This window comes from Paenibacillus sp. FSL H7-0331 (assembly GCF_001956045.1).
Genome location: NZ_MRTH01000023.1, coordinates 56513 through 79465, shown reverse-complemented (window position 1 = coordinate 79465; position 22953 = coordinate 56513). Strand labels below are relative to the sequence as shown.

Annotated in this window: 16 protein-coding genes; 3 read left to right on the top strand and 13 right to left on the bottom strand. The window is 45.2% G+C overall.

The annotated features are described in order from the left end of the window. Positions 1-21 precede the first annotated feature (21 nt). Positions 22-1896, bottom strand: coding sequence for an ABC transporter substrate-binding protein (locus tag BK127_RS27535; RefSeq protein WP_076235097.1), 1875 nt, complete (start codon positions 1894-1896; stop codon positions 22-24). A 175-nt stretch (positions 1897-2071) separates the two neighbouring features. Between BK127_RS27535 and BK127_RS27530 the strand changes: the two genes are divergently transcribed. After that, positions 2072-3046: a DMT family transporter gene (locus BK127_RS27530; RefSeq protein WP_256711478.1), complete on the top strand. Its 975-nt coding sequence runs from the start codon at positions 2072-2074 to the stop codon at positions 3044-3046. A gap of 52 nt (positions 3047-3098) precedes the next feature. Here BK127_RS27530 and BK127_RS27525 read toward each other — a convergent pair whose 3' ends face one another. The 10 genes from BK127_RS27525 to BK127_RS27485 form a co-directional block, all read right to left on the bottom strand. After that, complete coding sequence (locus BK127_RS27525) at positions 3099-4079, bottom strand: aldo/keto reductase (protein ID WP_076235094.1); 981 nt, start codon at positions 4077-4079, stop codon at positions 3099-3101. A gap of 331 nt (positions 4080-4410) precedes the next feature. Then, a complete protein-coding gene (locus tag BK127_RS27520) occupies positions 4411-8949 on the bottom strand; it encodes an S-layer homology domain-containing protein (protein ID WP_179097628.1) in 4539 nt (1512 codons plus the stop codon). A 79-nt stretch (positions 8950-9028) separates the two neighbouring features. Beyond that, positions 9029-11431 (bottom strand): helix-turn-helix domain-containing protein, encoded by a 2403-nt coding sequence (locus BK127_RS27515; RefSeq protein ID WP_076235090.1) that lies wholly within the window; start codon positions 11429-11431, stop codon positions 9029-9031. Between the two features lie 115 nt (positions 11432-11546). Next, positions 11547-12422: a carbohydrate ABC transporter permease gene (locus tag BK127_RS27510; protein ID WP_076235088.1), complete on the bottom strand. Its 876-nt coding sequence runs from the start codon at positions 12420-12422 to the stop codon at positions 11547-11549. A 12-nt stretch (positions 12423-12434) separates the two neighbouring features. Further along, positions 12435-13403 carry an ABC transporter permease gene (locus BK127_RS27505; RefSeq protein WP_076235085.1) on the bottom strand — a complete coding sequence of 323 codons (969 nt, stop codon included), beginning with the start codon at positions 13401-13403 and terminating at the stop codon, positions 12435-12437. An 86-nt stretch (positions 13404-13489) separates the two neighbouring features. After that, the gene (locus tag BK127_RS27500) at positions 13490-15112 is read right to left on the bottom strand and encodes a type 2 periplasmic-binding domain-containing protein (protein ID WP_076235083.1); all 1623 of its coding nucleotides are present in this window, start codon (positions 15110-15112) and stop codon (positions 13490-13492) included. A 651-nt stretch (positions 15113-15763) separates the two neighbouring features. Further along, positions 15764-15907 (bottom strand): hypothetical protein, encoded by a 144-nt coding sequence (locus BK127_RS43920; RefSeq protein ID WP_179097627.1) that lies wholly within the window; start codon positions 15905-15907, stop codon positions 15764-15766. Between the two features lie 46 nt (positions 15908-15953). Next, entirely contained in the window at positions 15954-16082 is a 129-nt protein-coding gene (locus BK127_RS44975) for a hypothetical protein (protein ID WP_256711477.1), read from the bottom strand. 426 nt (positions 16083-16508) lie between these two features. Then, the gene (locus BK127_RS27490; protein WP_076235079.1) at positions 16509-17153 is read right to left on the bottom strand and encodes an HD domain-containing protein; all 645 of its coding nucleotides are present in this window, start codon (positions 17151-17153) and stop codon (positions 16509-16511) included. A gap of 59 nt (positions 17154-17212) precedes the next feature. Then, on the bottom strand, positions 17213-17692 hold the full coding sequence (locus BK127_RS27485) for an NUDIX domain-containing protein (RefSeq protein ID WP_076235077.1): 480 nt from the start codon (positions 17690-17692) through the stop codon (positions 17213-17215). A 436-nt stretch (positions 17693-18128) separates the two neighbouring features. On the opposite strand from BK127_RS27485, the gene BK127_RS27480 reads away from it, so the two are divergent. Next, positions 18129-18635: a hypothetical protein gene (locus BK127_RS27480; RefSeq protein WP_179097626.1), complete on the top strand. Its 507-nt coding sequence runs from the start codon at positions 18129-18131 to the stop codon at positions 18633-18635. On the opposite strand, the gene BK127_RS27475 is transcribed toward BK127_RS27480, so the two are convergent. Continuing rightward, positions 18612-19073: a VOC family protein gene (locus tag BK127_RS27475; RefSeq protein WP_076235073.1), complete on the bottom strand. Its 462-nt coding sequence runs from the start codon at positions 19071-19073 to the stop codon at positions 18612-18614. The two genes, BK127_RS27480 and BK127_RS27475, sit on opposite strands and share 24 nt — an antisense overlap. A 160-nt stretch (positions 19074-19233) precedes the next feature. On the opposite strand from BK127_RS27475, the gene BK127_RS27470 reads away from it, so the two are divergent. Further along, a complete protein-coding gene (locus BK127_RS27470) occupies positions 19234-19668 on the top strand; it encodes an Lrp/AsnC family transcriptional regulator (RefSeq protein WP_076235070.1) in 435 nt (144 codons plus the stop codon). Positions 19669-19754: 86 nt separating this feature from the next. Here the strand turns inward: BK127_RS27470 and BK127_RS27465 are convergent, their stop codons facing one another. Beyond that, positions 19755-22919: an alpha-mannosidase gene (locus BK127_RS27465; RefSeq protein ID WP_144026573.1), complete on the bottom strand. Its 3165-nt coding sequence runs from the start codon at positions 22917-22919 to the stop codon at positions 19755-19757. Positions 22920-22953 lie beyond the last annotated feature (34 nt).

The window sequence follows — 22953 nt, the reverse complement described above, 5'->3', positions numbered from 1 at the left end:
TAATACTTTACGCTATTAAAGCTATTCAGGCCGCAGTGACAGCTCACGAAAATCAACCCAGCCATAGGGGTTGATTTTTTCAGTTCCGAGCAGGTTCGGATGGTAAAAGGCAGCATGCCGCAAATGGTAAAGAAAATGCAGCGCATCATGATGCAGCAGCCAAGTTTCCACTTCCTGCAAAAGTACAGATCGGGCTGCAGCATCCGTTTCATTAGCGATGGTCGCATACCTTTGATCAAGCTCGACTAACAAACCCCGATCAACGAAGCGATGGACCCCATAGCTTTCATAGAGCAGTAGATGCAGCAGCGACCACTCCCGATTATTCGTTGTAATAGCGTTAAGCAGCACGATATCCGCATGATCTACCGCTCCAGGTCGACTGAATTGTTCATAGGGAAGCACGTGAATGTGTACAGGGATGCCTGCGGATGCACACCGCTGCTGAATCCACTGAGCCGTCTGCTCAAGCGAATTGTTCAAGATGGAGTGTGTGTACAGCTGAAGCGAATTTTGATAACCACTGGTTGGTAAAGAAACTGTAGCCACCTCCTGCTCTGTCTCTGCGTCCTCGGTCCCATGCTCCACCTTGCTCTCCACCGCTATTTGAGCCGCTATAGCTGCACTCCAATCCGGAAAAAAGCTGTAAGCGGCTCCGATCCGATTACCTGCAAGCTCCGCCACACACTGTTCGGGCTGCAAAAGCTTACGCAGCCTGCGCCGCATAGCAGGGTCCTGTAATGGTCCTTGCTTGCGGCCGTTCATGATCATGAACGTGCAGCCTCCCTCCGTCTGCTCCATAATCGTGGTCCCCTTTGGAGCATGTGCATGAATTTGGAACGGATGCGTGTAGAGAATAGGTTGTCCGCCTAAACCATCATCGGACATTTTTTGTGTGAGCAGCTCCTTCAATATCCAAATTTCAACCTTATCCAGCTGTGCCCTCTCCCGATAATAGTCCGCAAATGCCTCCAGAACCACCATCTCTGCGTCATTCCGTAACAGCTTAAACGGCCCAGTTCCTATAGGTAGACGCTCATTATTTTCGTTTGTCTGACATGGAATAATGGATGCCTTGGGTGCAGCCAGATAATGCAGCAGCAAAGAGCTGGGTGAATCCAGTTGAATACGCAGCGCATACCGATGTGTGGCCTCTATCTCGCGAATATGAAGTACCTTCCATTCTGAGCACAGTCTATCCCGTTCCAGATTTGCGCAATCCGAATCCAACTGGCTAAGGCGCATGAGTGTATGATGAACATCTGCGGACGTCAGCTCTTTTTTATTATGAAAAAGGACACCTTTACGCAAATAAAACATCCATACGGTCCCATCCCTATTCTGCTCCCAGTGCACAGCAAGCCGGGGTATAAAAACTGCATTCGAACAATCCCATTCAACAAGTGTGTCAAAAAGCTGACCCATCATATGCAGCTCTGTCCTGAGGGTGGCGTTGATCGGATCCAGCAGAGGCATTTCCCGGTAAAAAGGAAGCCGCAGCAAATCGATGTGCCCCTTCTTATATGGCGTGGATTGGATGCCAAATTGCTTATAGATCGATTCTGTTATTTGTTGTTGAAGAGGCGAGCTCGGATCATACCGACGCATAAGCTCCATCGCTTGCGAATACTGACCTTTGTCTATTTTGGTCTGGGCCCAAGAGCGGATTACGTTTTCCGACTCCATGTTAAATATAATTATGGAACGATTCCCTCTACCACGCCCAGGCTGCCACTCGATCCACCCCAGCTCCTGACATTGCTTCACAATCAGCTTCACGTTGCGCGGTGTACAGCACAACACTTCTGCAAGCTGCTCCAGTGAAATCTCTACTGGCTCGTTTTCTGCATAGCCACAAAATTCCCTTAGCTTCAAGTAGTGATAAGCAATTTGCATACAAATCTCCTTAAACAGAGTGATGATTCAAAAAGGGGAAAATTAATTAAAGAAAGTCTACTCTTTTTATCCCCTTTTTACAAGCTTACTATGGAGTTACCAAACAGCCTTGTGAGAAGGGAAGTAGCTTATTATGGATGCAGAAAGGAAAGTTAAAAACAATAGCAACATAGGGGTGTGGCAGCGTCCGAACGGGGGGCTTTCGATGATTCGTGCGCTTTCTATTGCAGCGGCCGTCTTCGTAACGCTACTGTGGTCCTCCTCTTACATTTTGAATCAATATGCGTTTGCTGAGGGCGTAGGCCCCTTTACCCTTGCAGGCATGCGCTACAGCGCAGCGGCGTTGACCTTATGGGTGGTGCTGCGGCTTCGTGATCGAAAGCACGCTCAGGGAAATGGAGTACATGAGGATCACAGCGTTCATACAGAAGTTTCACAGGGGAAATGGAAGCTGACCTGGAAAAACTATTTATTTCTTGGAATTACCGGGTTTATTCTGGCTCAAGGACTTCAGTATGCAGGCCAATTTTATTTGACCCCTATGCAGTCCAACATGTTCCTATCGGTGGGAAATATGCTGTTCCTGCTCGTTATTGACGCGCTTTGGCTGCGTGAGTTAAAGGGCCGCGCCACCTTCCTGGCTGTTCTCGCAGCTATGGCTGGCATCGTCATTTACTATTATCCGTGGCATTTTGCCCAAAGCAGTTTGATCGGCATCAGCTTGATCCTGCTATCCTGTGTTGGCAATGCTGTGCACTTGACCTATTCCCGTTATTTGCTTACCCGAAAACAAACAGCCCCTTCGGCACTCGTTCTTACACCAATGCTGATCGGGGCTGCAGGTATGCTGTTAACTGGATTTATACTAGAGGGTATTCCGCCTTACTCTTTAAAGCTGATCCTCATTCTGTTATGGCTTGGACCCATCAACGGAGCGTTGGCCTTTACACTTTGGGCTTGGTCGCAAAAGCAGCTGCGCGCCTATGAAAGCAGCCTTATCAATAATTTAATGCTGCTGGAAGTTGCCCTGATGGATATCTTGTTTCTCGGACGCAGTATCACCTATTTACAAGCAGGCTCGTTGTGTATCGCCGGAACGGCCATTGTTGCTGTTCAGCTTGCGCCGTTGTTGAAAAAGCATAAACAATAACTAAATTAGAAGTCCAGTGAATAACAAGCGATACTATTGCCATTCCTACCCTTTAGGCTTGCGGCAGTCGAAAATGTGCGAACGGCTTGCCATAACGCGAATATTCACTGACCCGGTCAAGCTCCTGCAGTTGATCGGCATTCAGCTCAATCGATAAGCTTTTGTAATTTTCCTCAAGCTGCGCAGCACCTGAAGCTCCAACAATAACGGTCGATACGACAGGATTGTGCATCAGCCAGGATAGTGACAGATTGCCGGGAGTACAATCCCACTTGGCAGCCAATTCACTGACACTTTGACTCATCTGCAATCTTTCATCCGTCAAAAACTTGCCAAAGTTAGGATCTTTATCGGCCCGCGATCCTTCAGGTGCTGCACCTACGGATGTATATTTCCCTGTCAGAATGCCACCTGCCAGCGGGAAATACGGAATGATGCCCACTCCTTGATCCAGAGAAATGGGAACAAGCTCCTGTTCAGGGGTCCGATCAGCCAGCGAATAACAAATTTGATGAGAAACAAAACGGTTCCAGCCCCGACGCTCGCTGATCCCAAGTGCTTTCATCAGCTCCCATGCAGCGTAGTTGGACGCACCAATATAGCGCACCTTGCCTGAGCTAACCATGTCTTCCAGCGTTCTAAGTGTTTCTTCGAGCGGAGTCTCTGGATCAAATGTATGTATTTGGTATAAGTCCACATAATCCGTTTTTAGCCGACGCAGACTACCTTCGAGCTCCTGCTGAAGATGAAATCGCGAAGATCCCCGTTCGTTAGGGCCACTGCCGCGGACTAGTCCAGCCTTCGTCGCTAATACAACCTCATGTCTCTTGCCTTCCAAAGTCAGCCCGATAATACGCTCCGACTCGGATTTGGTATATATATTAGCGGTATCGATGAAATTGATGCCTTTGTCTATCGCCTGCCCAATAATCCGGATCGACTCCTCCTGGTCGGCCCTCCCTCCTAATGCATTGGTACCCAATCCCAGTAATGAGACCTTTAATCCACTATTGCCCAGTTTACGATATTTCATCTGATATCCTCCTAGAGTTTCGATTTGGATCTTTTCCATAAGTACCATTATACATCAAAGGATTGTTTGGGCGTTAACCATGCCGCAGGAAGGGGATGCTATCTACTGCTGCCTTATTCCCTGATTTGTCCAGCTAGGATTCCTGCTCTTCTTATGACAGCAATCCGTTCTTCGCGTCCTGGGATCATCCAGCTTCTGTATATTTTATCTTACAACTTTAGAAATTATGAGAACGCTCTACATGATCAAAATGTAAAAAGGGTTATCTGCAAGCAGACTGTTCGCCTACTTGCAGAAAAACCCTCAATTCGCTATCCAATTGATTTATATGTTACTTGCCCTTTTGGGTCAGCATGTTCAGCAGTACCGTTACAGCCTCGGCTCTCGTTGTTGGGGTCATAGGAGCGAATTCGTTGTCACCTTTACCTTCAACAAGTCTTTGTTTCTTCATCGCCGCTACTGCACTTTTCGACCACGCAGGAACATTCTTGTCGTCCGCGAAGCCGGTTGCAGAATCAGCTTCGATAGCCAGACCCAAAGCGTTGGCGAGCATCACGGCCATCTCTGCGCGTGTAATTTCTGCATTTGGACGGTAGCTTCCATCCTCATATCCTTGAACAATACCTGATTTGAACGCTTGAGCGACTGCTTTCTGCGCCCATGTTCCAATCTCCACTGTGTCTGTGAAGGTCAGCGCCGCTCCTTCTCCTTGCGGCTTCAGTGTATTCATCAGCATTACAGCAAATTCCGCCCGTGTCACCGTATTGTTCGGCTTAAATGTGCCGTCTGGATAACCAGTGACGATTCCATTGCTTATCGCTTGCTTGATGTTAGCCTCTGCCCAGTGTAGAGTGATATCGCTTAAGTTAACGTCTGGAATTGGCTTCTCCGCCACAAGGTCTACGGCGAATACCGCATATTTCGTAAAGTGATTTACCTCTACGGAAATCTGATTCCCGTTAATTTTGCTTCCTGGGACTTCTACCCATACTTTCTTCACTTCATCATAGTAGAAGACACCCGCCGTTTGGTTATGGTTCAAGCTGACTGGATCGAAAACGAAGGTCAGTGTGATCGGATTATTGAAATTCTCTGGGAAGTTTTTCAGAATCTCAAATACCGAACTAGCCAGACCCTCTTTATTCGTAAGAAGGTTTTGAGTATCCACTACTTTCTCAATCGTTAATTTCAGTTCTTTGTCTGTAGCATTGGACGGAATTGAGACAACGATTGCATCGCTTAAACTAACTTCGCCTGACTTGCCTGCGGCAAGTGTTAGTTTACCATCCGTTGCTGTCACTTTGGTGTCGCTTGGCGTTGAACTGCCACCACCAGAACTTGAACTACCACTGCTGGTTGCTCGGTAAACTATTACACTGTAGGTCTTCGTCGTACCATTTCCTGCTGTCACCACGATGGTGATGGTATTGTTTCCCGTATTCAGACTAATAGCTCCGCTTACTTGACCGTTTATAACCGGAATTCCATTCACAGTCATCGCAGCATTACTATCATATACACCTGCCGTTACGGTAAGGCTCGATACGCCTCTAGCCACACTCGAAGTGTAAGCTGTTGTGCCAGACTCAAATGCAGGACTTAGGGTACCGCTCGACAATGTCAAAGAACTCAAGTCTGCGTTTCTGCCAGATAGGTCAACCATCGGCGGAACGGTATCGACCGCGATCATCGCAGACGCTTGCGAACCATGGCTGTTTATAAGCTGCTGGACATAAAGGCTGTCCGGCATATTGTTAGCCGCTGGCGTCACCTTCTGTAATACGCTGTATTCGTATGCCTCAAAGTTGGGTACCTTGCCGCCATTAAGTCCGGCGCTGGTCATATTATCAGATAAATCTCTGTCCGGCTTCTGACGCCCAGTATCCGGGTTGGTAGCAGATCCCAAACGATTGGTGGTGCTGTCAAATGAATGCCCGATTACGTAGTTTGGTGAAATCTGAGGTTGCGTTGCTATAAACGGACCGGTGAAGTTATAAAGCAGATAATTTACCCCTGCCCAACCGTGGGACGTCCCCATGTTCCATCTGTTTTGCAGGTATATGCGTGCGATAACATTATCATACAGTCCACCGGACGACCAGCGGAAATGCGGCTCAGTTGCATTGGACGTGTACTCGCTTGAGCTGTTGTAGAACACATTGGGACCGGAAGTATACGAATCAACGATAAATGCATGACGCATAAATCTTGAGTATACGCGTTGTGTAAACATATGTTCTGAATCTTTATAATAAATGGAATAACGGCGCTCTCCCGCATCCATGAGGCTGACAGGATCTAAAACATTACCGTCCTGTACGGTTATATTTCGAGAATTGCCCTCTGTAACAAATGCGCTGTCTATGTGGTATGTAGTAAAGTTGCGCATCCATCCATCACGAACGTTAACCATCGCAACAAACACTTCCGCGTGATTTTCGTCATTATATGACCGGAAACTCTTGCCGTATCTATTTGACAGAAGAGGCTTGGTTGTATTGTAAAAATGCGAAATTCCTTGAATATTTTCAACGCCTACATTACTTATACGTCCGCCATCTGTTGTTTTTAGTACTCTAGAAACGCCCCAACGCATATCGAGATTATCAGAGAGCGGCTCAGCAAACGTTATCATTTTTGTGGCCGTATCGATTTTCTTGATGGTACGTTCAGCGGTGAAAGGTATGCCGGCAAACCCCTTTTCCAGATTGCCATTAGGCAACCAGTTGCTCGCACCGTCAACTTTATCCATATACATTGCCTTCACCCAGTTCGCATTGACCGCTTTTTGTACGGTTACGATATCGCCTACTGAAAGATCGGATACACTTGCAACATGCACGGAAGATTGCCCGGCACCCACATATTGATCCGTAATGGTAGTAAATGAGGAGGCGGATGTGGTTGCGCCTTGTCCGTTAAAGTTTATTAATGTACTGTTTGAACCCTTTGTGTAAGGACTACCTGCCGTCGAAGCATGGTCTGACGGTGGAGTATAAGAAGAAGTTGTTATCTTCCATGTTGAAATAAGCTTTGTAACTCCCGACTCAGCGTTTTCACTTGCTATTTGTTCGTCGTATGGATTGGCAACCGAACCATCTCCAACAACTGGAGTGACAGTTCCCGCGCCTGCTCCCCGTATAACGACTCCCGATGTAGTCACATTAAGCGGCTTGCTTATTCGGAACACTCCCGGCTCCAAATAAACAGCGCCGCGGATACCGTCTGCCTGAATGGGATAACTTGAAACGTAGTCGATAGCATCCTGAATGGTCTGCCACGCATCTTGGGTATTGTCGGCAAGAGGCGATATCCTTGCGCGAACAGGTGCATTGGGAATAGCTACACCGCCGCCTTTATATCCGACAGACGAATAATCCATGATTTGATTGCCTTTGTAATCCGGTGCATAGGTTATTTTACCAGATGCGTCCATCTGTATAGCGGGATATGCGATATTCACCCATGAATCCGGATTCACATTTGCGACGTTTGCATTATTTGAATTATTCGCATTGGGAGTTGATCTGTAATTTGTGAAATTATCAATCACGGTAAAGTAGTAATTATCATAAAACGTATTTCCATTGTTTGTGAGCGTGAAAGCCGCCTTATAGGTTCCTTTAGTCAGCGTTGTAGAATCGGGGATAGATACTACAGCGTTACCGCCAGCATCAACACTAGTTGCCGGGAAGCTATATGCCGTCGTACCGTCAGGCGCAATGAGTGTTCCGGTAACCGAAGTACCAGAAAGCGCTCTCGAAATATTGAAAACAGGGAACTTACTGATTGCTGCATTTGCATCTACAACAGCCGGGTGGCCGATTGTAAGGCTCATTCCCGAATAGTTGGGCGTGATTATCGCATAGCCGCTGCCGGGGTTATTTAAGTAGGTATCGGCATACGTAGGCACCCTGACATTTAAATTATATTGTTGCGTAAAGCCGCCGGAAAAATAAAATGTCAGCGATGTGCCACCATTCGGAAGGGAATCAAGAAAAGCATTTGTAAACGCGACCGTTTGTGTGTCTCCAGAAATAACACCAAGGTTATAATCTTGCGGTTTAAGATACACGGCGTTTGTAACCGAGTTTGTCATCGTTATGCTCGAAAGTGTCTCGCGGTTAAGTGTAATCGTTGTCAAAGGCGTGTTTCCGTTCCCCTTTACATATGAGCTGGACGCAGGCAAAATTGTGGGGCTGGTTAGGGTATTTAAAATTTTAAGATTTGATATCCCAAGCGAATAACTAGTGCTTGGCATCAGAGTAAAATGGATCATCACATAGCGCGCCGTTACAGGTGTCGCGAATGTTCCATTGGTTGTGGCAGTCCAATCGGTATTGCTGGGCATTAGCGAGCCCCAATTCGGGTCACTTGCATCAACGCTCGACGGAACAGTAACCTTTTTCGCTAAAGTCCAATTGTTTGCGCTACGGATATATTCACTTGGAGCTGAGTTTCTTGCCGCTGGCAGATTAGTCCAAGTACTAGCATCTGAAGTGTATAACACTTCATAGTCCGACATGCGCAAGTTCACACCGGCAAAGTTTGTCGGGATGTCAAAGCTGACTTCGTCAAAAGTTTGAGCCGACCCCAAATCTAACGCTAGCCACAAGGGGCTAGTGCCGGTTTTAGGAAAAATGAGCCCACCTGTCCCGCCCCATTGCCAGAAATTATTGACGTTGGCGGTGAGGTTATGATCGGCATGATCAACCGCATATGGCGCTTTTTTGGTGCTAGCACTACTTGCTGAACTTGCCTTAAAGCTTGCAACACTTGACCTACTCGGAGCAATGTCAATTTTGCTTGATGCTGCTCGGGCATCCTGTGGCGGTACAAAGCCTAGACCCATAATAAAAGTGAATACCAATAAGATAGATAGCGTCTTATTAAAAGTTTTGTTCAATTGTGCTCACTCCTCTAAAGCTTGATTTTGATTCTACGATGTTCTATTTTGTTTCAGCTTCATAAACAGTAATATTGGATAGACTTTCACGGTACTTGCCTGGAGTGATGCCTTCGATTTTTTTAAATACGCGTATAAAAGCCAAATCGTTCGTGTAACCAACCATTTGTGCAATTTGCAAATTAGTCAAAGCCTTGTTTTCCATAAGCATCTTTGCCTGATCGATACGTGTTTTAGAAATATAGTCCGTTATATTTTGCCCACTCGCTTTTTTGAAAAAGGTAGATAGGTACTGCGGCGTCTTCCCGCAATGATTGGAAATCATGGCGAGGCCGAGATTCGGATCCGTGCATTGACCGTCGATAAACCGCTTGATGTCGGCAAGCAGTTGATCACTATGATCACTTCGCTCAGACTGCAACAGTCTAGTAAGCTGCTCGTAAAACCGTTTCGTTTTTACATGCATCTCTTGTGCTGTATGACAACCCTGAAGCTGCTTAATTGGATCAAATATGCCTGCCTCTTCCATCCCAAGGTAGCCGGTATTCGTGGCATTCATAATTTTAAGCAATGTGCTCACCATATTGAAAAAAATACAGGTTCCGAGTTCAGGCGTTAATTGATTTGAAGTGAAATTAAGCTCATAAATAGTGTCGAGCAGCTTCTCAACGCTTTCAAAATCTCCGCTTTTCACCAGGTTCATCAGCTGTGCCTCGGTTTCGATCGGATAATGATAGTGCAGCTCTGCCTCGTTGATGTCATCGAAGCAAATAATTACGCTTTGTCCCATGAGCATTTTGTAATCTAGTGCTGCAAGAGCTTCTTCATAACCTTCACCGATCTCCTCAAGACTTTCATGAACCTTGCTAATGGCCACAGTAAGGATCAGCTTGAATCGGGTTTCGATCATATGCTTGAGTAAACTGGCTATCGATTTGAGTTCATCGGCAGCTTTCCCGGCCCCCTCGTTGTCCAGGTTAATCAGCATCGCTAGACGATCGCGGTCCAGATCGACAATGTACCCGACGTGACTTTCATTGACTAGATCCATACCGATATTAGAAATAATGAACCGGACCAGAGCCCATTGTTTTTCCGATTGGTCATGAGTAAAGCCGGACACATCGTCCACCTGGATCACCAGAACAGCATAAGATCTGTAGGCAAACGGTGGTATGTCCATGAATCCGAGCGATTCCTCCGAGTTATTCTGGCTTAAATCGACATGTCCTCGAATCAAGCGGGACAAGAAATTCGCCCTCATTACAGGAGCCTGCTGGGAGAGCATGCCCCGCAGTTGTTTCTCCTCGACAAGTGAGCCTTCGATGGATTCCCTAATAAATTCATATTCGTCCCCCGAAGGGCGCTTCAGAGTCCGTTTTCCTTGCATAATAGCATTAACCATATTTTTGATTGGACTATAATTTCGGTAGGCAGCCAGATAAGCGAATCCGGCTCCTGCAACAAGGCATAGTATAAATAGCCAGAATGCAGTCATTTTAATGGCAGTAACCGGTTTCATATAGAGATCCTTTGGCATCACAGAGATATATTTCCATCCTGCCTGACCTGTGCTTGTATAGGAAATCGTCATGTCCTTCCCATTCAAGGAATAGTTGAATAAACCCATCCCGCTCGTCATTTGGGCATAGAAATCATCAGACAGCGTATATTCGTCAGAAGTGCTCAAGATCACTTTTTGTTTATCATTAATAATATAAAGAAAGCTTTGATTCGCCACCTCAATCTGTTTCAACCTGTCTTTAATCTGCTGTTCGTCAAGAAGAATGACTAAACTGCCGCGAATGTCCGAAATTTCGAGGACGGGCAACGACTGAACATAAGTGATAACGTTGATCGACGTTCTGTCTTGATTATTCATCATACCCATGCCTCCATCTCGCTGCAGCATTGCGGTTGGGAGGTAATGCATGTCCTGATAGGTTTGCAGCAGTTCCTTTTTCCACTGCTCGTAACTCATATCCTCGTATTTGTAATAACGTTCATAAAAGGTTTTCGTATCCGTTCTCATGGAAGGCGAGAGGATAGTGTCGCTACCTTGAAAATAAACATAAAAGTCCTTAATAAAGCCGCTGTCTATTTTTTGGTAGGACTTTAGATACCGTATAAATTCGATTTCATCGTACCGATCCCCTGAACTGTCCTTATTTAACAGCAGATTGATCTTCGGGTTAAATACGATTTGCTGAGCTAATTGATGAACCTCTTTAAAGTGATTGTCCATCGTCAGTCGAAGTTGATCCAGCATGGCCAAATTGGAGCGGCTTGCGTTGGCAATCATGATATTCTCCACCTTGGTGTACAGAACGAATCCGATCACCAAGGGCAGCAACAAAATCACGATATTGGAAATTAACATGCTTATAAACACACTGCGGTTATTGAGCCTCTTATTGGTAAGGAGATTTCTAACATAAGGCAGCATAGTAAGATAACCTCCTCGAAATAGGGCTCCAACCTTATTGAGGAAGTTCAAAAAGTCTCCTTTTGAACATTCACTCGTCGTGCAAGCCCTCACATTTCCCTAACGTTTTGTGAATTCATTCCTTAATGGCACCAATCATAATTCCTTTAACGAAATACTTTTGCAGGAATGGGTAGAGGACTAGAATGGGTAAGGTGGAGACGATGATTGTAGCGTACTTAATCGTTTCCCCTACATCAATTTTGTCTAAGGTAGAAGCACCGGTCATCATGCTGTCCGTGTTATTGTTGACCAGGATCTCCCGCAGAATCAGCTGGAGCGGATAGAGCTCCCTATCACGCAAGTAAATTAACGCACTGAAATAGGAATTCCAGTGCCCTACCGCATACCACAGAACCATAACGGCGATAACAGGCATCGACAGCGGAATGATGACACGAAATAAAATCGTAAAATCATTCGCACCGTCCATTCGAGCTGATTCCTCAAGGCTGATCGGCACCTGCTGAAAGGCAGTACGCATAATAATCAGGTTAAACGTGCTGATAGCACCCGGGATAATTAACGCCCACGGCGTGTTCAGCAAACCCAAGTTACCTACGACAAGGTATGTTGGGATCAGCCCCCCATGAAACACCATCGTAAAAACGATAGCAAACATGAAGAAATCCTTGAAATATACGTTCTTTCTAGAAAGCGCGTAAGCGCCTAGTGCAGTCATAAACAAGTTGACCGCCGTTCCAGCGACTACATAAAATATAGTATTTTGATAGCCTGTGCTAATCATCGGATTATCTAAAACCGCTTTATACGCATCCAATGTGAATCCGAGTGGGTAGAGCAGCAATCCCCTGTGCATAGCAGCTCTCGCGGGATCACTTACCGAAGCGAACAGGACATAGAGAAATGGATACATAGTAATAAAACAAAGAAATAACAACATAGTGGAATTGAAAACCCCGAAAACCCTTTCACTTGAGCTAAGTCTCATGATGGCTCCCCCTTACCATAGCTTATTTTCACTGAAACGCTTGCTGATGCTGTTCGCACTAACGATTAGGATGAAAGAGATCACTGAGTTAAACAAGCCTACCGCAGCGGTATAGCTGTAACTTGCTTCCAAAATCCCTTTTCGGTAAACATAGGTAGAAATAACATCAGCGGTAGAATACGTTGACGGATTGTACATTAATAGTACTTTTTCACTACCTACGCTCAGCATAGAGCCCATGTTCAGGATTAGCAAAATGATAATGGTCGGCATAATGCCGGGAAGAGTAATGTGTAAGGTCTGCTTCCACCTGCCCGCTCCATCCATCTTGGCGGCTTCGTACAAGGTTGGATCTATACTGGCCATAGCAGCCAAATAAATGATAGATCCCCATCCAATTCCTTGCCAGACACCTGAAGATACGAAGAGGAATCGGAACCATTCTGGCTCGCGCAGAAATGCGGTGGACTCAAAACCGAATATGACCAGCAATTGATTAATAAGACCGTCTCGGGAAAGAAAATCAACCATCATCCCTACAACAACAACGATGGATATAAAATGCGGCAAATATGAAATCGTCTGCACAATCCTCTTGAACATATTACTGCGAATCTCATTTAAAAGTAAAGCCAGAATAATCGCCGCTGGGAAAGCAAACAGGAGCTCATATATATTGATAAGCAGTGTATTTTTTATCAATCTCCAGAAGTAAAATCCATTGAAAAACTCGGTAAAATGTTGAAATCCGATCCATTCACTCCCCCAGATTCCGAGTCCCGGGCTGAAATCTTTAAAAGCAATCTGCAAACCGTACATAGGTCCATAGTGGAAAATCCCATAATAGGCTAACACCGGCAGTAGCATAATATAAATATACTTATTTTTCTTCAAGTCCTTTAGTATAAACACCAATTTGCTTTCCTGCTCTCGGGACTTTCCCCCGGAATTGGCGGTAAGCTCATTCTCCATCATCGCCATTTTGTCCACTCCCTTCCTAATCCCAATACCGCCAGGGTTTATCAGGGGACATACAGATGATCCCCTACTCACTCCATGTGCTGCTGTTATCTCTTGTTATATCTTTCGAGTGCGGCCTGTTGAATTTTAATGGCGTCGTCAATCCCCATGCTTTTTAACGTTTTTACATATTTATCGAAATTTTCGATAGGTTCGGCACCCATAACAAACTTATTGTACATCTCATCCCTGTACGTATTAATGTCGGTCATAACTGCAGCGTATTTGGTGCTTTCATCTTTATTTGGAGTAACCGGCGGCATTTCCTTTTCGTTGGTTGGCGTCGACCATATATTAATGGATTCCAATTGCTCAGGAATTTGACCTTGAAACTGCTCAGAATACCGTTTATCCTGTACCATGATTCCGTCCCAGGAAGCGCGATTATGCTTGGCTAAGGCTTGGCTCATCGGCAAGCCTTCTGGATTTTTCGTAATGATATCCGTATATTTCGGGTAGCCGTTCTCAAGTTTGTAGCTTACGCCTTCTTTACCGAAATTAAAGAGCATATGTCCTTGCTCGCCGTAGCCCATATCGAGCCATTTTACAGTTTCTACAATATTCTTATTGCTTGTCGTGATCGCCGCGGATTTCCCCGGTACTGGTTGATCCAAATGTCCGAACTGCGGCTTGTCGCCGGCCTTCAGCACGGGGTATGCCACCCCAGTCAGCTTAAAGTTTTTATCCTTCGGGGACATCAGGCTCATATATTTTCCAAGACCTCCGCCTGCATTTCCAATCAAGGCTCCGAGTTGGTTACCGGTGACTTTGGCGTCAAGAAGCTTATTGTCGGTTGCCGCAAAATCCTTGTCGATCAGTCCTTCTTTGTACCATTTGCTCATCGTTGTTAGGAATTCTTTATATCCCGGCTCAATCGGCCCGAATTTAACTGTATTTCCTTCTTTATAAAAGCTATTAGGCACGCCATACGCTCCAATGAACGCATGAGAATTCTTCAATTCAGAGAGCGTTAGCAAGAGTGGAATTTCATCCGCTTTGCCATTCCCATTCGGGTCCTTCTCCTTAAATGCTTTCAGTACGTTGTACCACTCGTCAATTGTAGTAGGCGGCTTCAGCCCCAATTTATCTAACCAATCCTTCCGAATGATCGGTCCTTTAAATACCTGCAAAGAACGGTCGCCGCGAATAAAGTGAAACCCGATAATGCTGCCATCATCTGTAGTGACCTGCTTTTTCCATTCTGGATTGGCTGCGAGTACTTTTTTGTAATTGGGAGCGTATTTGTCAATATAGTCATTCAGCTTGATGATCCGATTATCTTTGATCGCTTTCTCGGGTCCGCCAGGGTAGCCATTCCAATTGTATTCGATCACATCTGGGAGATTTCCGGAAGTAAGCATAAGATTGAATTGCTCCTTTTCTGCTGTCGCTCCCTGAGGAGGATGCTGGAAATCCACCTTGACCCCGGTAATTCGCTCCATTTCCTTATAAGCTTCCATATCATTGTAGCTTTTCATGGTGGCCGCAGCAGCAGGGTTAAATCCCGCCCAATAGGATAATGAAGTCAGCTTAGTCGATGCCTCACTTTCTTTGGATTCTGCCTTTTGGCTGGCCTTATTACTTCCCGGCACACACCCTGATACAACGGATAGAGCTAATGTTAACGTCAACGCTGCAGTGCCATATTTAACAGGTCTTTTCTTGAACAATACTAACGCCTCCTTTTAATAAAATCCTAGTTAAGATTTGAAGAATCATAAGCTTTACAATATAGAAAGAATGCTCCGCTATAAACATTGAATTTTTCAGAAAGGCAGAAGATTCTTAACATTGAAGGGCATACAATTTTTAAAGTATACCTTCAAATATAAAGATACGGGTAAATAGTCCACCAACATGGATGAGAAACAATTCACACTTGAATAGGTAGGTAGGGAGTTCAAGGAATTGTGATGTAAGATGATTTTGGGCATGCTCCAGAACTGCAAAAGTAGCTTGAATTCAGTTTGTAAAAATGGTCATGCCATTTTCCTGAAATGCAATTATCATGCTGTTGCAACAAAAAGAGACGGAAAGCTCGCCGGCTTCCGTCTCTCCTCTTCACTTAAAAAATGACTCTCTCCAATACCGGCAGCCTCATCTTCCCCGCTTTTGTCCAATGCCGAAACCGAACACCAATCCTTACAAAGGGTTCTACATATACAAAGTCCTTCATCTCTCGGGTGACTGCTTTTTGGAGAAATGGGAATATTGTCTTTCCGATCTGGGTATTCAGCCCATGTTCGATAATAACATTATACATCAAAGGATTGTATGGGCGTTAACCATGCCGCAGGAAGGGGATGCTATCTACTGCTGCCCTATTCCCTGATTTGTCCAGCTAGGATCCCTGCTCTTCTTATATCAGCAATCCGTTCTTCGCGCCCTTCAATCTTCTGAATGATTTCAATTGCGGTATCAAAATTCGTTATGACATATCCTGTTTTTTCGTACACTTGAGACATACCAATGAACCTCTTCACTTTAGCTAAATAATAAATGCGGTATGAGTCAAATTCTGGTTAATACCTGTTCAGCCGTATCCCAAACCATGACCACATTTCCGTTATCCAGGACCGGTATGCAATGAACACCGCTAACAGGCTTATCTGTCGGTACTTCAGTAATAAATGTTAACATCTCTACGATACCTCCAATAGGATGGTATATAATGGTTAAGGTAGGGTGCCTAGCCTTGTGTATTTCTGAGAGTAATCACAGCCTGGAGGTGAGTCATGATACAATTATTATTTTGGCCATTAATGATTTGCTCGGTGATCACATCTTTGCTTGGAGTCATATTCAGCCGTTCCAGCTTATTGTTCATTTCCGCTTGTTTAATATTGCCGCTATCACTTTATCTTTCTGCAACACCAAGATTTTCAATTTGGGGACTTGTGTTCCCATTGTTGTATATGGGCTCAGCACTTTCGATTAATAAAAGGGCAAGGTTGTTATCCGTAATTCTTCTTTTTCCAGTTTATTTCCTTATTGCATGGCTCGGTTACGTAGTAATTAATCAATAAAATACGTTAGACTCGTAATAATGGTACAGATAATAGCTATTCATTCGAATCGCTTCTGTGAATGGTTAATATTCTCTAAATGCTTCATTTCCTCGTATGCTTCTTTCAACCAGGAATGTACAACTTTAAGCGTTTCCTTACGTTCCCATAAGAATTGGATATATGAAAAAGCCCCATGAGCTAATGAAATTTTCAAGCTCCTCTGAAGCTCTTGATTATAGGGCGGTTCACCCGGTTGATCCCAAGCCACCTTATCCGCTACAAATAATACTTGATCAAGTATCGTGGATCGAGCTCTCAAAGTAGTATGACAACCCACCGCATCCAATATTTCTGTATCTGTGATTTTGAAAATATCTGTTGCCATAGCTTTAGAGAGCTTCTGGTGAATAATCATTGGAAAAAATTCTTCTTCAGGCAAAACTTCAATCTGCAGCTCTCTTGACACAGCGATTCGCTGATTATTTGGAAACACAGCACTAATATCGTGTAACCAACCGGATATTTCGGCCGCTTCGGGATTGGCATTAAATAATAAGGCTATCCTTCTTGCTTCTGTACCCACATCCATGCAATGCTCTGCCGTCTTGCTGCAGTTGTTAGCCGATAGAAATAAGTGGATGTCCTGCTTTAAGTCACCCGTAAATTGAATGTTTTGTGTAACATCTTTAAAAATGGAATGCATTGCGGCACCACCTTTTTCCTTATAATTTGTATAGTCAGCAAACGGGTTAAATGGCTCAGCTATTTTGCATAACACTGCAATTGGTGATCTTCTATCAATTCGATATGTCTTTTATTCCTTGCATATTGGGTAATATGGCTCGCTATATTGGGATACAGAACTACGGCTTCCAATTCTTCTAAGGGCACCCATTTGACACCGACTTGGTGGGGATCGGGATGCTCTGGCAGCTGAGGGACAGATCCTTCTTGAAGACTACAGTCAAAAATAATATTGAGCCCTGGAATACTGGATTCATATTGACCGGATTGCTTGTGTGGTGAATATTCATATAGGAAAGCGACGGGGACAACATGGATTGCAGCATCCGCTTCCTCAAGTAACTCTCTTCTTAACGTATCGATGATTGTTTCTCCGGACTCCACCCCACCACCTGGCAAATTGTAATGGTATTGATCATTTTCGCAATACTCAATCAGCAGCACTTTTCCTTCATTAAGTATCAGCGCAGTGGGCCTTACTCTTATCGGATATGTCATCATATACCTCCCAGTCATCCATGATTTGATGTAAGTAATATTATAACTTTAAATTGGAATTTATGGTAAAAATAAACGAAATTTGAACGCTAACAAGAACCCTGTAACCATAAAATTATATAAAAAAAGACCGGAATGTTAAAAGTAACGTCCCAGTCTTTCCGCATGTTTTATTGATGATGTGCATGGATCAATGTAATGGCCGCATTAACAATATCGGTTTCTGTCTCAGGGCTGTTTGCAATAAAAAAACGGGAAGACATAATTTGCAGGGCAAAATATTGATCGATATTTCTCTTCCATTGGATTTTTCAAATGGTACCCTGAATTTGTTCGTAGCCAACACAGATTCATTAGGGGAACAAATTCAAGAATGATTTGTATTCGGTTCTGCCTTTTTATGAACGCACTCGACAGAGGATAATCAGCAAGGAAAATGCCAGATATGATACACTTACATGAGCAGGAACACCCCGTAGATACGATTGTTGGGCAGGAGGAAAATATGCATCCCATAACCGTCATCGAAATAACCGCATCCGTTATTTTTGCAGTCTTACTTTTTATAATTGCTATGCTTATTCCGAAAAAGGCAAGAAAAATCAGTCTATTCCTTGTTCTATCTATAACGCTGGTATTGATTTCATTCTTTGCCGTTCGTCCCTATTGGATAGATTACAAAGTTTCCATAAAAACAGAACAGCTCAACCTGTATCTGAAACAGAAATATCCAAACCAAGAGTGGAAGATCGATCGAAAAGTAGGAAGACAATATAATCCTTATTCCCTGGATGTGACGTTTGAGAATGAAAAGGATTGGACTTACTCTTATCTGGTAAGGGACAACCAAACAATTTCACAAAATGGTTACAGTGTGCCCGATGGTACAAGCCCCGAGGCTGGACAACACCACGAGCCCCTACGGGACAATAACCGGTCTTAGATCAAAATCAACTTCCTCAATAAATTCAATAACCTCACCATTCGGACTGTAAATAACAGCGTTTTTGACAACGAGTGGGGGTTCGCCAAGAGACAGCTGACCCGGTTCTATATATGTGCTTGCCCCATGAGCCAAGGCTTTATGATACATATCGTCTACATTATCAACATAAAAGGCCAAATGTAATAACGCTCCGTGAGCTATTTCCGCTTCGGATGCAGCTTTTTTTCCTTGTGCCGGAATGACCGCTTCGTTATCAAAGATTTCAATACACGTTCTTTGGTCAGGTGAAACCAGCATCGAAGCTTCTTTGATCTGGAAAGACGGCAGACTCCAATAATGACCTACTTTAAATCCTAAAACTTCAGTATAAAATAAAATGGTTGCTTGATAATCTTTGGCTTGTATCGCCACATGCGCGAGTCCCTTTACACTCATCACTAATCTCTCCTCGATCTATAAGTTGTTTTTATTATAGTCATATTTTTCTGTAGAATATATACTAAAAGCGAGGGTTTTATATTAGAATAGTTATTAAACATAAGTTAATTTCACTTAAATACCTTACTTTATAAAATAGATTTGGAGGCCACCGAATATGGATCATCTGATCGATGATATTGATAAAAAGATTATGCAATTACTGCAGCATCATGCGCGAATGTCCATTTCCCAAATCAGTAAGGAAATCTCCATGTCTCAACCATCGGTTAAAGAAAGAATCTTGAAGCTCGAAGAGAAAAAAATCATTTCCGGGTATGGTACCATATTTAATTTGCGGGAGATGAATCGAGGTACGACCACTTTTATTCTAATCAAGACAGAACGCTGCCAAGAGCTAGTGGACTTTTGTAAAGAGGCCAGGGAAGTAACGGATTTATTTCGCATCAGCGGGGAGTTCAATTATCTTATCCAGGTACAAACAGCATCCATTGAGGAGCTTGCCGAATTCCAAGACTCACTTGTAGAGCTCGGACCTTCCAAATCTCATATTAGTATGAAAAACATATTTGAAAACAGGATTTTACTCTAAATCAGCCCTCACCCAGATTCCCGGGCAACCAATGTCTGAATTCAAAAAAAGAGGCGACTTCCAGGAAGCCACCTCTCCGATCTCTATTACAAATAAACCTTGATTGATTTGATCTCAAATGCATGAAAGTCCAGAGAAACCTCGGAATCAGTTAGCACAAGCTCCTCCTGTTCCTCCTCCAGCATATTGATGAGCGCAACCTTACTGGGACGAGCTCCAAAACGCAGCTTCATCCCTCGGACGGCAGAACACTCCGCCTCATACAGCCTGACCACGTAAGCATGGTCTTCCTCCGCCGGCTTAATGGCTTCCACAATGACATTCGTTGCCTCGACCTTCAGCAGTGACGCTGCTGCTTGCCCAGTAACTTTTCCCATCACTGATAGAACAGGAATATTCAACTCATAAGCAGGTCGAATTACCGCTTCAGCGCTGAATGCGCCCTGATGCGGCAGCAAAGAATACGTCACCTCGTGTACACCCTCGTCACCGCGCGGATCGGGATGGCAGCCGCCTTTATGAAGCGACAGTCGAATATCGGCTCCGTCTACAGAAATCCCGTATTTACAATCATTAAGAATAGCAACGCCAAACCGGGATTCCGACAAATCGGTCCACTTGTGCGTGCACACCTCAAACATCGCTTGGTCGTAGGACGTATTCGTGTGGGTAGAGCGCTCCACATGCCCGAATTGAATTTCATGCCTGGCGGTCTGACTCCAAATGTCCACATCAAATCCGACCTTCAACAGCTGATGCTTCTCCTTCCAATCGATGATAGTATGGAAATCCACCCGCGGGCTATCTGCATAAAATACGATATCCTGCTGGAGTGTAGAACGATAGCCAATCTGGTACTCACTGCGGATTCGAAGCTGCAGCGGTCCGTTGGCTGCCAATTCACGGTGAAGCAAATTCGTCTGCGCAGTCAGCTTGCCGTTCACATCCATATCAATATCCCAATTGTCCCATGACCCTGGCAGATCCTCTCCCATTAAGAAGGTGTTCAGCGGATGCCCGCTGCCGCGCAGCTCCCTGCCTGTAGGCTTATCGATGAACGAGGAGATATAACCATGATCATCAAATATAAGGCTGGCATAGGGGGTTTCCAGCTGTGTGCCATCATATTCGAAGGGAGAAGACGAGTCTGCCGTTCCTTGATCGAGCGCAATGACCACTGCCCCCAGTGCTGGAATTTCCACACCTCCGACGAGTAGCTTCCTGCGTCCGGCAGCATCTTCAATATATTGGCTCTGCAGCGATGGATCGGCAGCAATGAGACCTGGCTCGATTCCTTCCAATTCAATCGTTCCCGTACGGGCCCAGCTCAATGTATTCCAAACGGTAAACGCATGCGGACTGGGCTCGACAGATGCTGTCAGATAGCTATTCGTCAGCTCCTTAGCCTCGATAATAACATCCTTTAACTCCTGAATAGCCTGATCATGTACTTCCGGTATGGACGTGCCTGGTAAAATATCATGGAATTGATTGATCAGCAAAATTTCATAAATTTCGTCGCGTCGTAGTGATGGCTCGTACAGTCCCTGCAGCCATCCGGAAACCTCGATGATTTCAAGGTCGCGCAGCGCCAGCTCCGCTTTGCGGTTGTTCCTTTTGATCTCGTGCATTTGTGTAAGCGTCCCGCGGTGCCCTTCAAAGTACAACTCCCCGACAAATACTGGAGGCTGTACAGCAGTTTCCGCCAGCTCCTTCATAAACCGGGCAACTGTCGTATGCTCGGCTTTGGGCGAGCCCTCCACATCTTGAACACGCCTTGCCGTTTCCAGCATTTCATATTGAGGGCCTCCGCCCCCATCCCCATATCCGTATGAAATGAGGCGGCGGTCATTCACCTGTTTATGCTGGATATCGTTTTTTATCGCCCAGCCCTTGTTCTGGCTCGTTCCATAAATGCGATTAATCAACGTTTCCGCATCGGGCCAGCAGTGGATAAAGTTAAAATGGGTCAATACGGTTGTCCCGTCAAGCCCCGTCCATTGGAAGGTGTCATATGGGAACAGGTTCGTATCATTCCAAGAAAGCTTTGTAGTCAGAAAGTATTGAATATGAAACCCTGCCAGAATCTGCGGAATCGCCGCGCTGTAGCCAAACGTATCAGGAAGCCAGAAGGTATCCGCCGTATAACCAAAATGCTCACGCGTGTAACGCTGCCCTTTCAGAAACTGGCGGACCAATGACTCACCCGACACCAAATTGCAGTCGCATTCAATCCATACTCCCCCATTCGGCTCCCAACGTCCTTCCAATATGCGCTGCTTCATCCCTTCGAAGATATCGGGATAATGCCTTCTCATCAATTCCGTATGAAAGGCGGAGCTTTGCACAAAGGTATATTCCGGGTATTGCTTCATCAGGCTGAGTACATTCGCATAAGTGCGGGCACATTTGCGAATCGTTTCCTCGCGCGTCCACAGCCAAGCTGTATCCATATGGGAGTGGCCAACTATACCGGCATGCGGAGCCGAATCGCCATTCCTCTGCTCCAGCAGCGGCTTCATAATCGCCCGGGCTTTGGCAAGAGCAGGCCTCCACACGCACTCTTCTATTTCGTCCGGTGATTGAACCAACACCTGAAACACCTCAAGCAGGGCGTTGATGATTTTCCCTTTGCGGAATGCATCGACTACCTCCGAGCTCACAAGCTGGTTCAAAATCCGCAGATCAAACACAAAATCTTTGACATCATCCCGGCGCTGCATGATATCGATCGACTTGAACAAACGTTCAAAGCGGTTCGGATAGCCGTCATGTGAGCGGTAATTTTCGTAAGGCTGCGTACCTACGCACGGATGACCGGCGTAGCTCTCAAAAGCCAGCTCAAAAGCCGTTCCGGCCTCTGAGCCTTCGGTCAGCAGCAGCGTATGATGGTTGCCGCGGTTGGCCGCCTCCTTCACATGTGTGAAAATCCCGTCCGGCTTTCCGTTTACCCAGAACAACGTCTCGACACCGTCCGTATGCGCACTGACATATAAGGGCTGCCCCTTCAAAGCATCTGGCACAAGATACATGCCCTTGAACCAGGCCGAGCTCCATTCTTGGCCCCAGGCCATTCCTTGCCGGATCGGCTGCCATGGCTTCTCAGGACCCGGAACTTCATATCTGTGCTCAGCCGTCTCCCAATAGTGGACAGCAACCTCATCCAGCTTTTCAAATATATAATCCGTGTAAATCTCGTCCAGCTTCCTCAATTTACTTAAGGTCTTGGCGATTTGCTTTTCGTGAATCATCTGTGTTCACAGCTCCTCAGAGAAAATAAACGAA

Bases quoted from the DNA above. Each gene is read 5' to 3' on its own strand.
- BK127_RS27535 (WP_076235097.1), bottom strand. From the start codon at position 1,896: ATGCAAATTGCTTATCACTACTTGAAGCTAAGGGAATTTTGTGGCTAT.
- BK127_RS27525 (WP_076235094.1), bottom strand. From the start codon at position 4,079: ATGAAATATCGTAAACTGGGCAATAGTGGATTAAAGGTCTCATTACTG.
- BK127_RS27515 (WP_076235090.1), bottom strand. From the start codon at position 11,431: ATGCTGCCTTATGTTAGAAATCTCCTTACCAATAAGAGGCTCAATAAC.
- BK127_RS27510 (WP_076235088.1), bottom strand. From the start codon at position 12,422: ATGAGACTTAGCTCAAGTGAAAGGGTTTTCGGGGTTTTCAATTCCACT.
- BK127_RS27505 (WP_076235085.1), bottom strand. From the start codon at position 13,403: ATGGCGATGATGGAGAATGAGCTTACCGCCAATTCCGGGGGAAAGTCC.
- BK127_RS43920 (WP_179097627.1), bottom strand. From the start codon at position 15,907: ATGTCTCAAGTGTACGAAAAAACAGGATATGTCATAACGAATTTTGAT.
- BK127_RS44975 (WP_256711477.1), bottom strand. From the start codon at position 16,082: ATGTTAACATTTATTACTGAAGTACCGACAGATAAGCCTGTTAGCGGT.
- BK127_RS27490 (WP_076235079.1), bottom strand. From the start codon at position 17,153: ATGCATTCCATTTTTAAAGATGTTACACAAAACATTCAATTTACGGGT.
- BK127_RS27485 (WP_076235077.1), bottom strand. From the start codon at position 17,692: ATGACATATCCGATAAGAGTAAGGCCCACTGCGCTGATACTTAATGAA.
- BK127_RS27480 (WP_179097626.1), top strand. From the start codon at position 18,129: ATGCCAGATATGATACACTTACATGAGCAGGAACACCCCGTAGATACG.
- BK127_RS27475 (WP_076235073.1), bottom strand. From the start codon at position 19,073: ATGAGTGTAAAGGGACTCGCGCATGTGGCGATACAAGCCAAAGATTAT.
- BK127_RS27470 (WP_076235070.1), top strand. From the start codon at position 19,234: ATGGATCATCTGATCGATGATATTGATAAAAAGATTATGCAATTACTG.
- BK127_RS27465 (WP_144026573.1), bottom strand. From the start codon at position 22,919: ATGATTCACGAAAAGCAAATCGCCAAGACCTTAAGTAAATTGAGGAAG.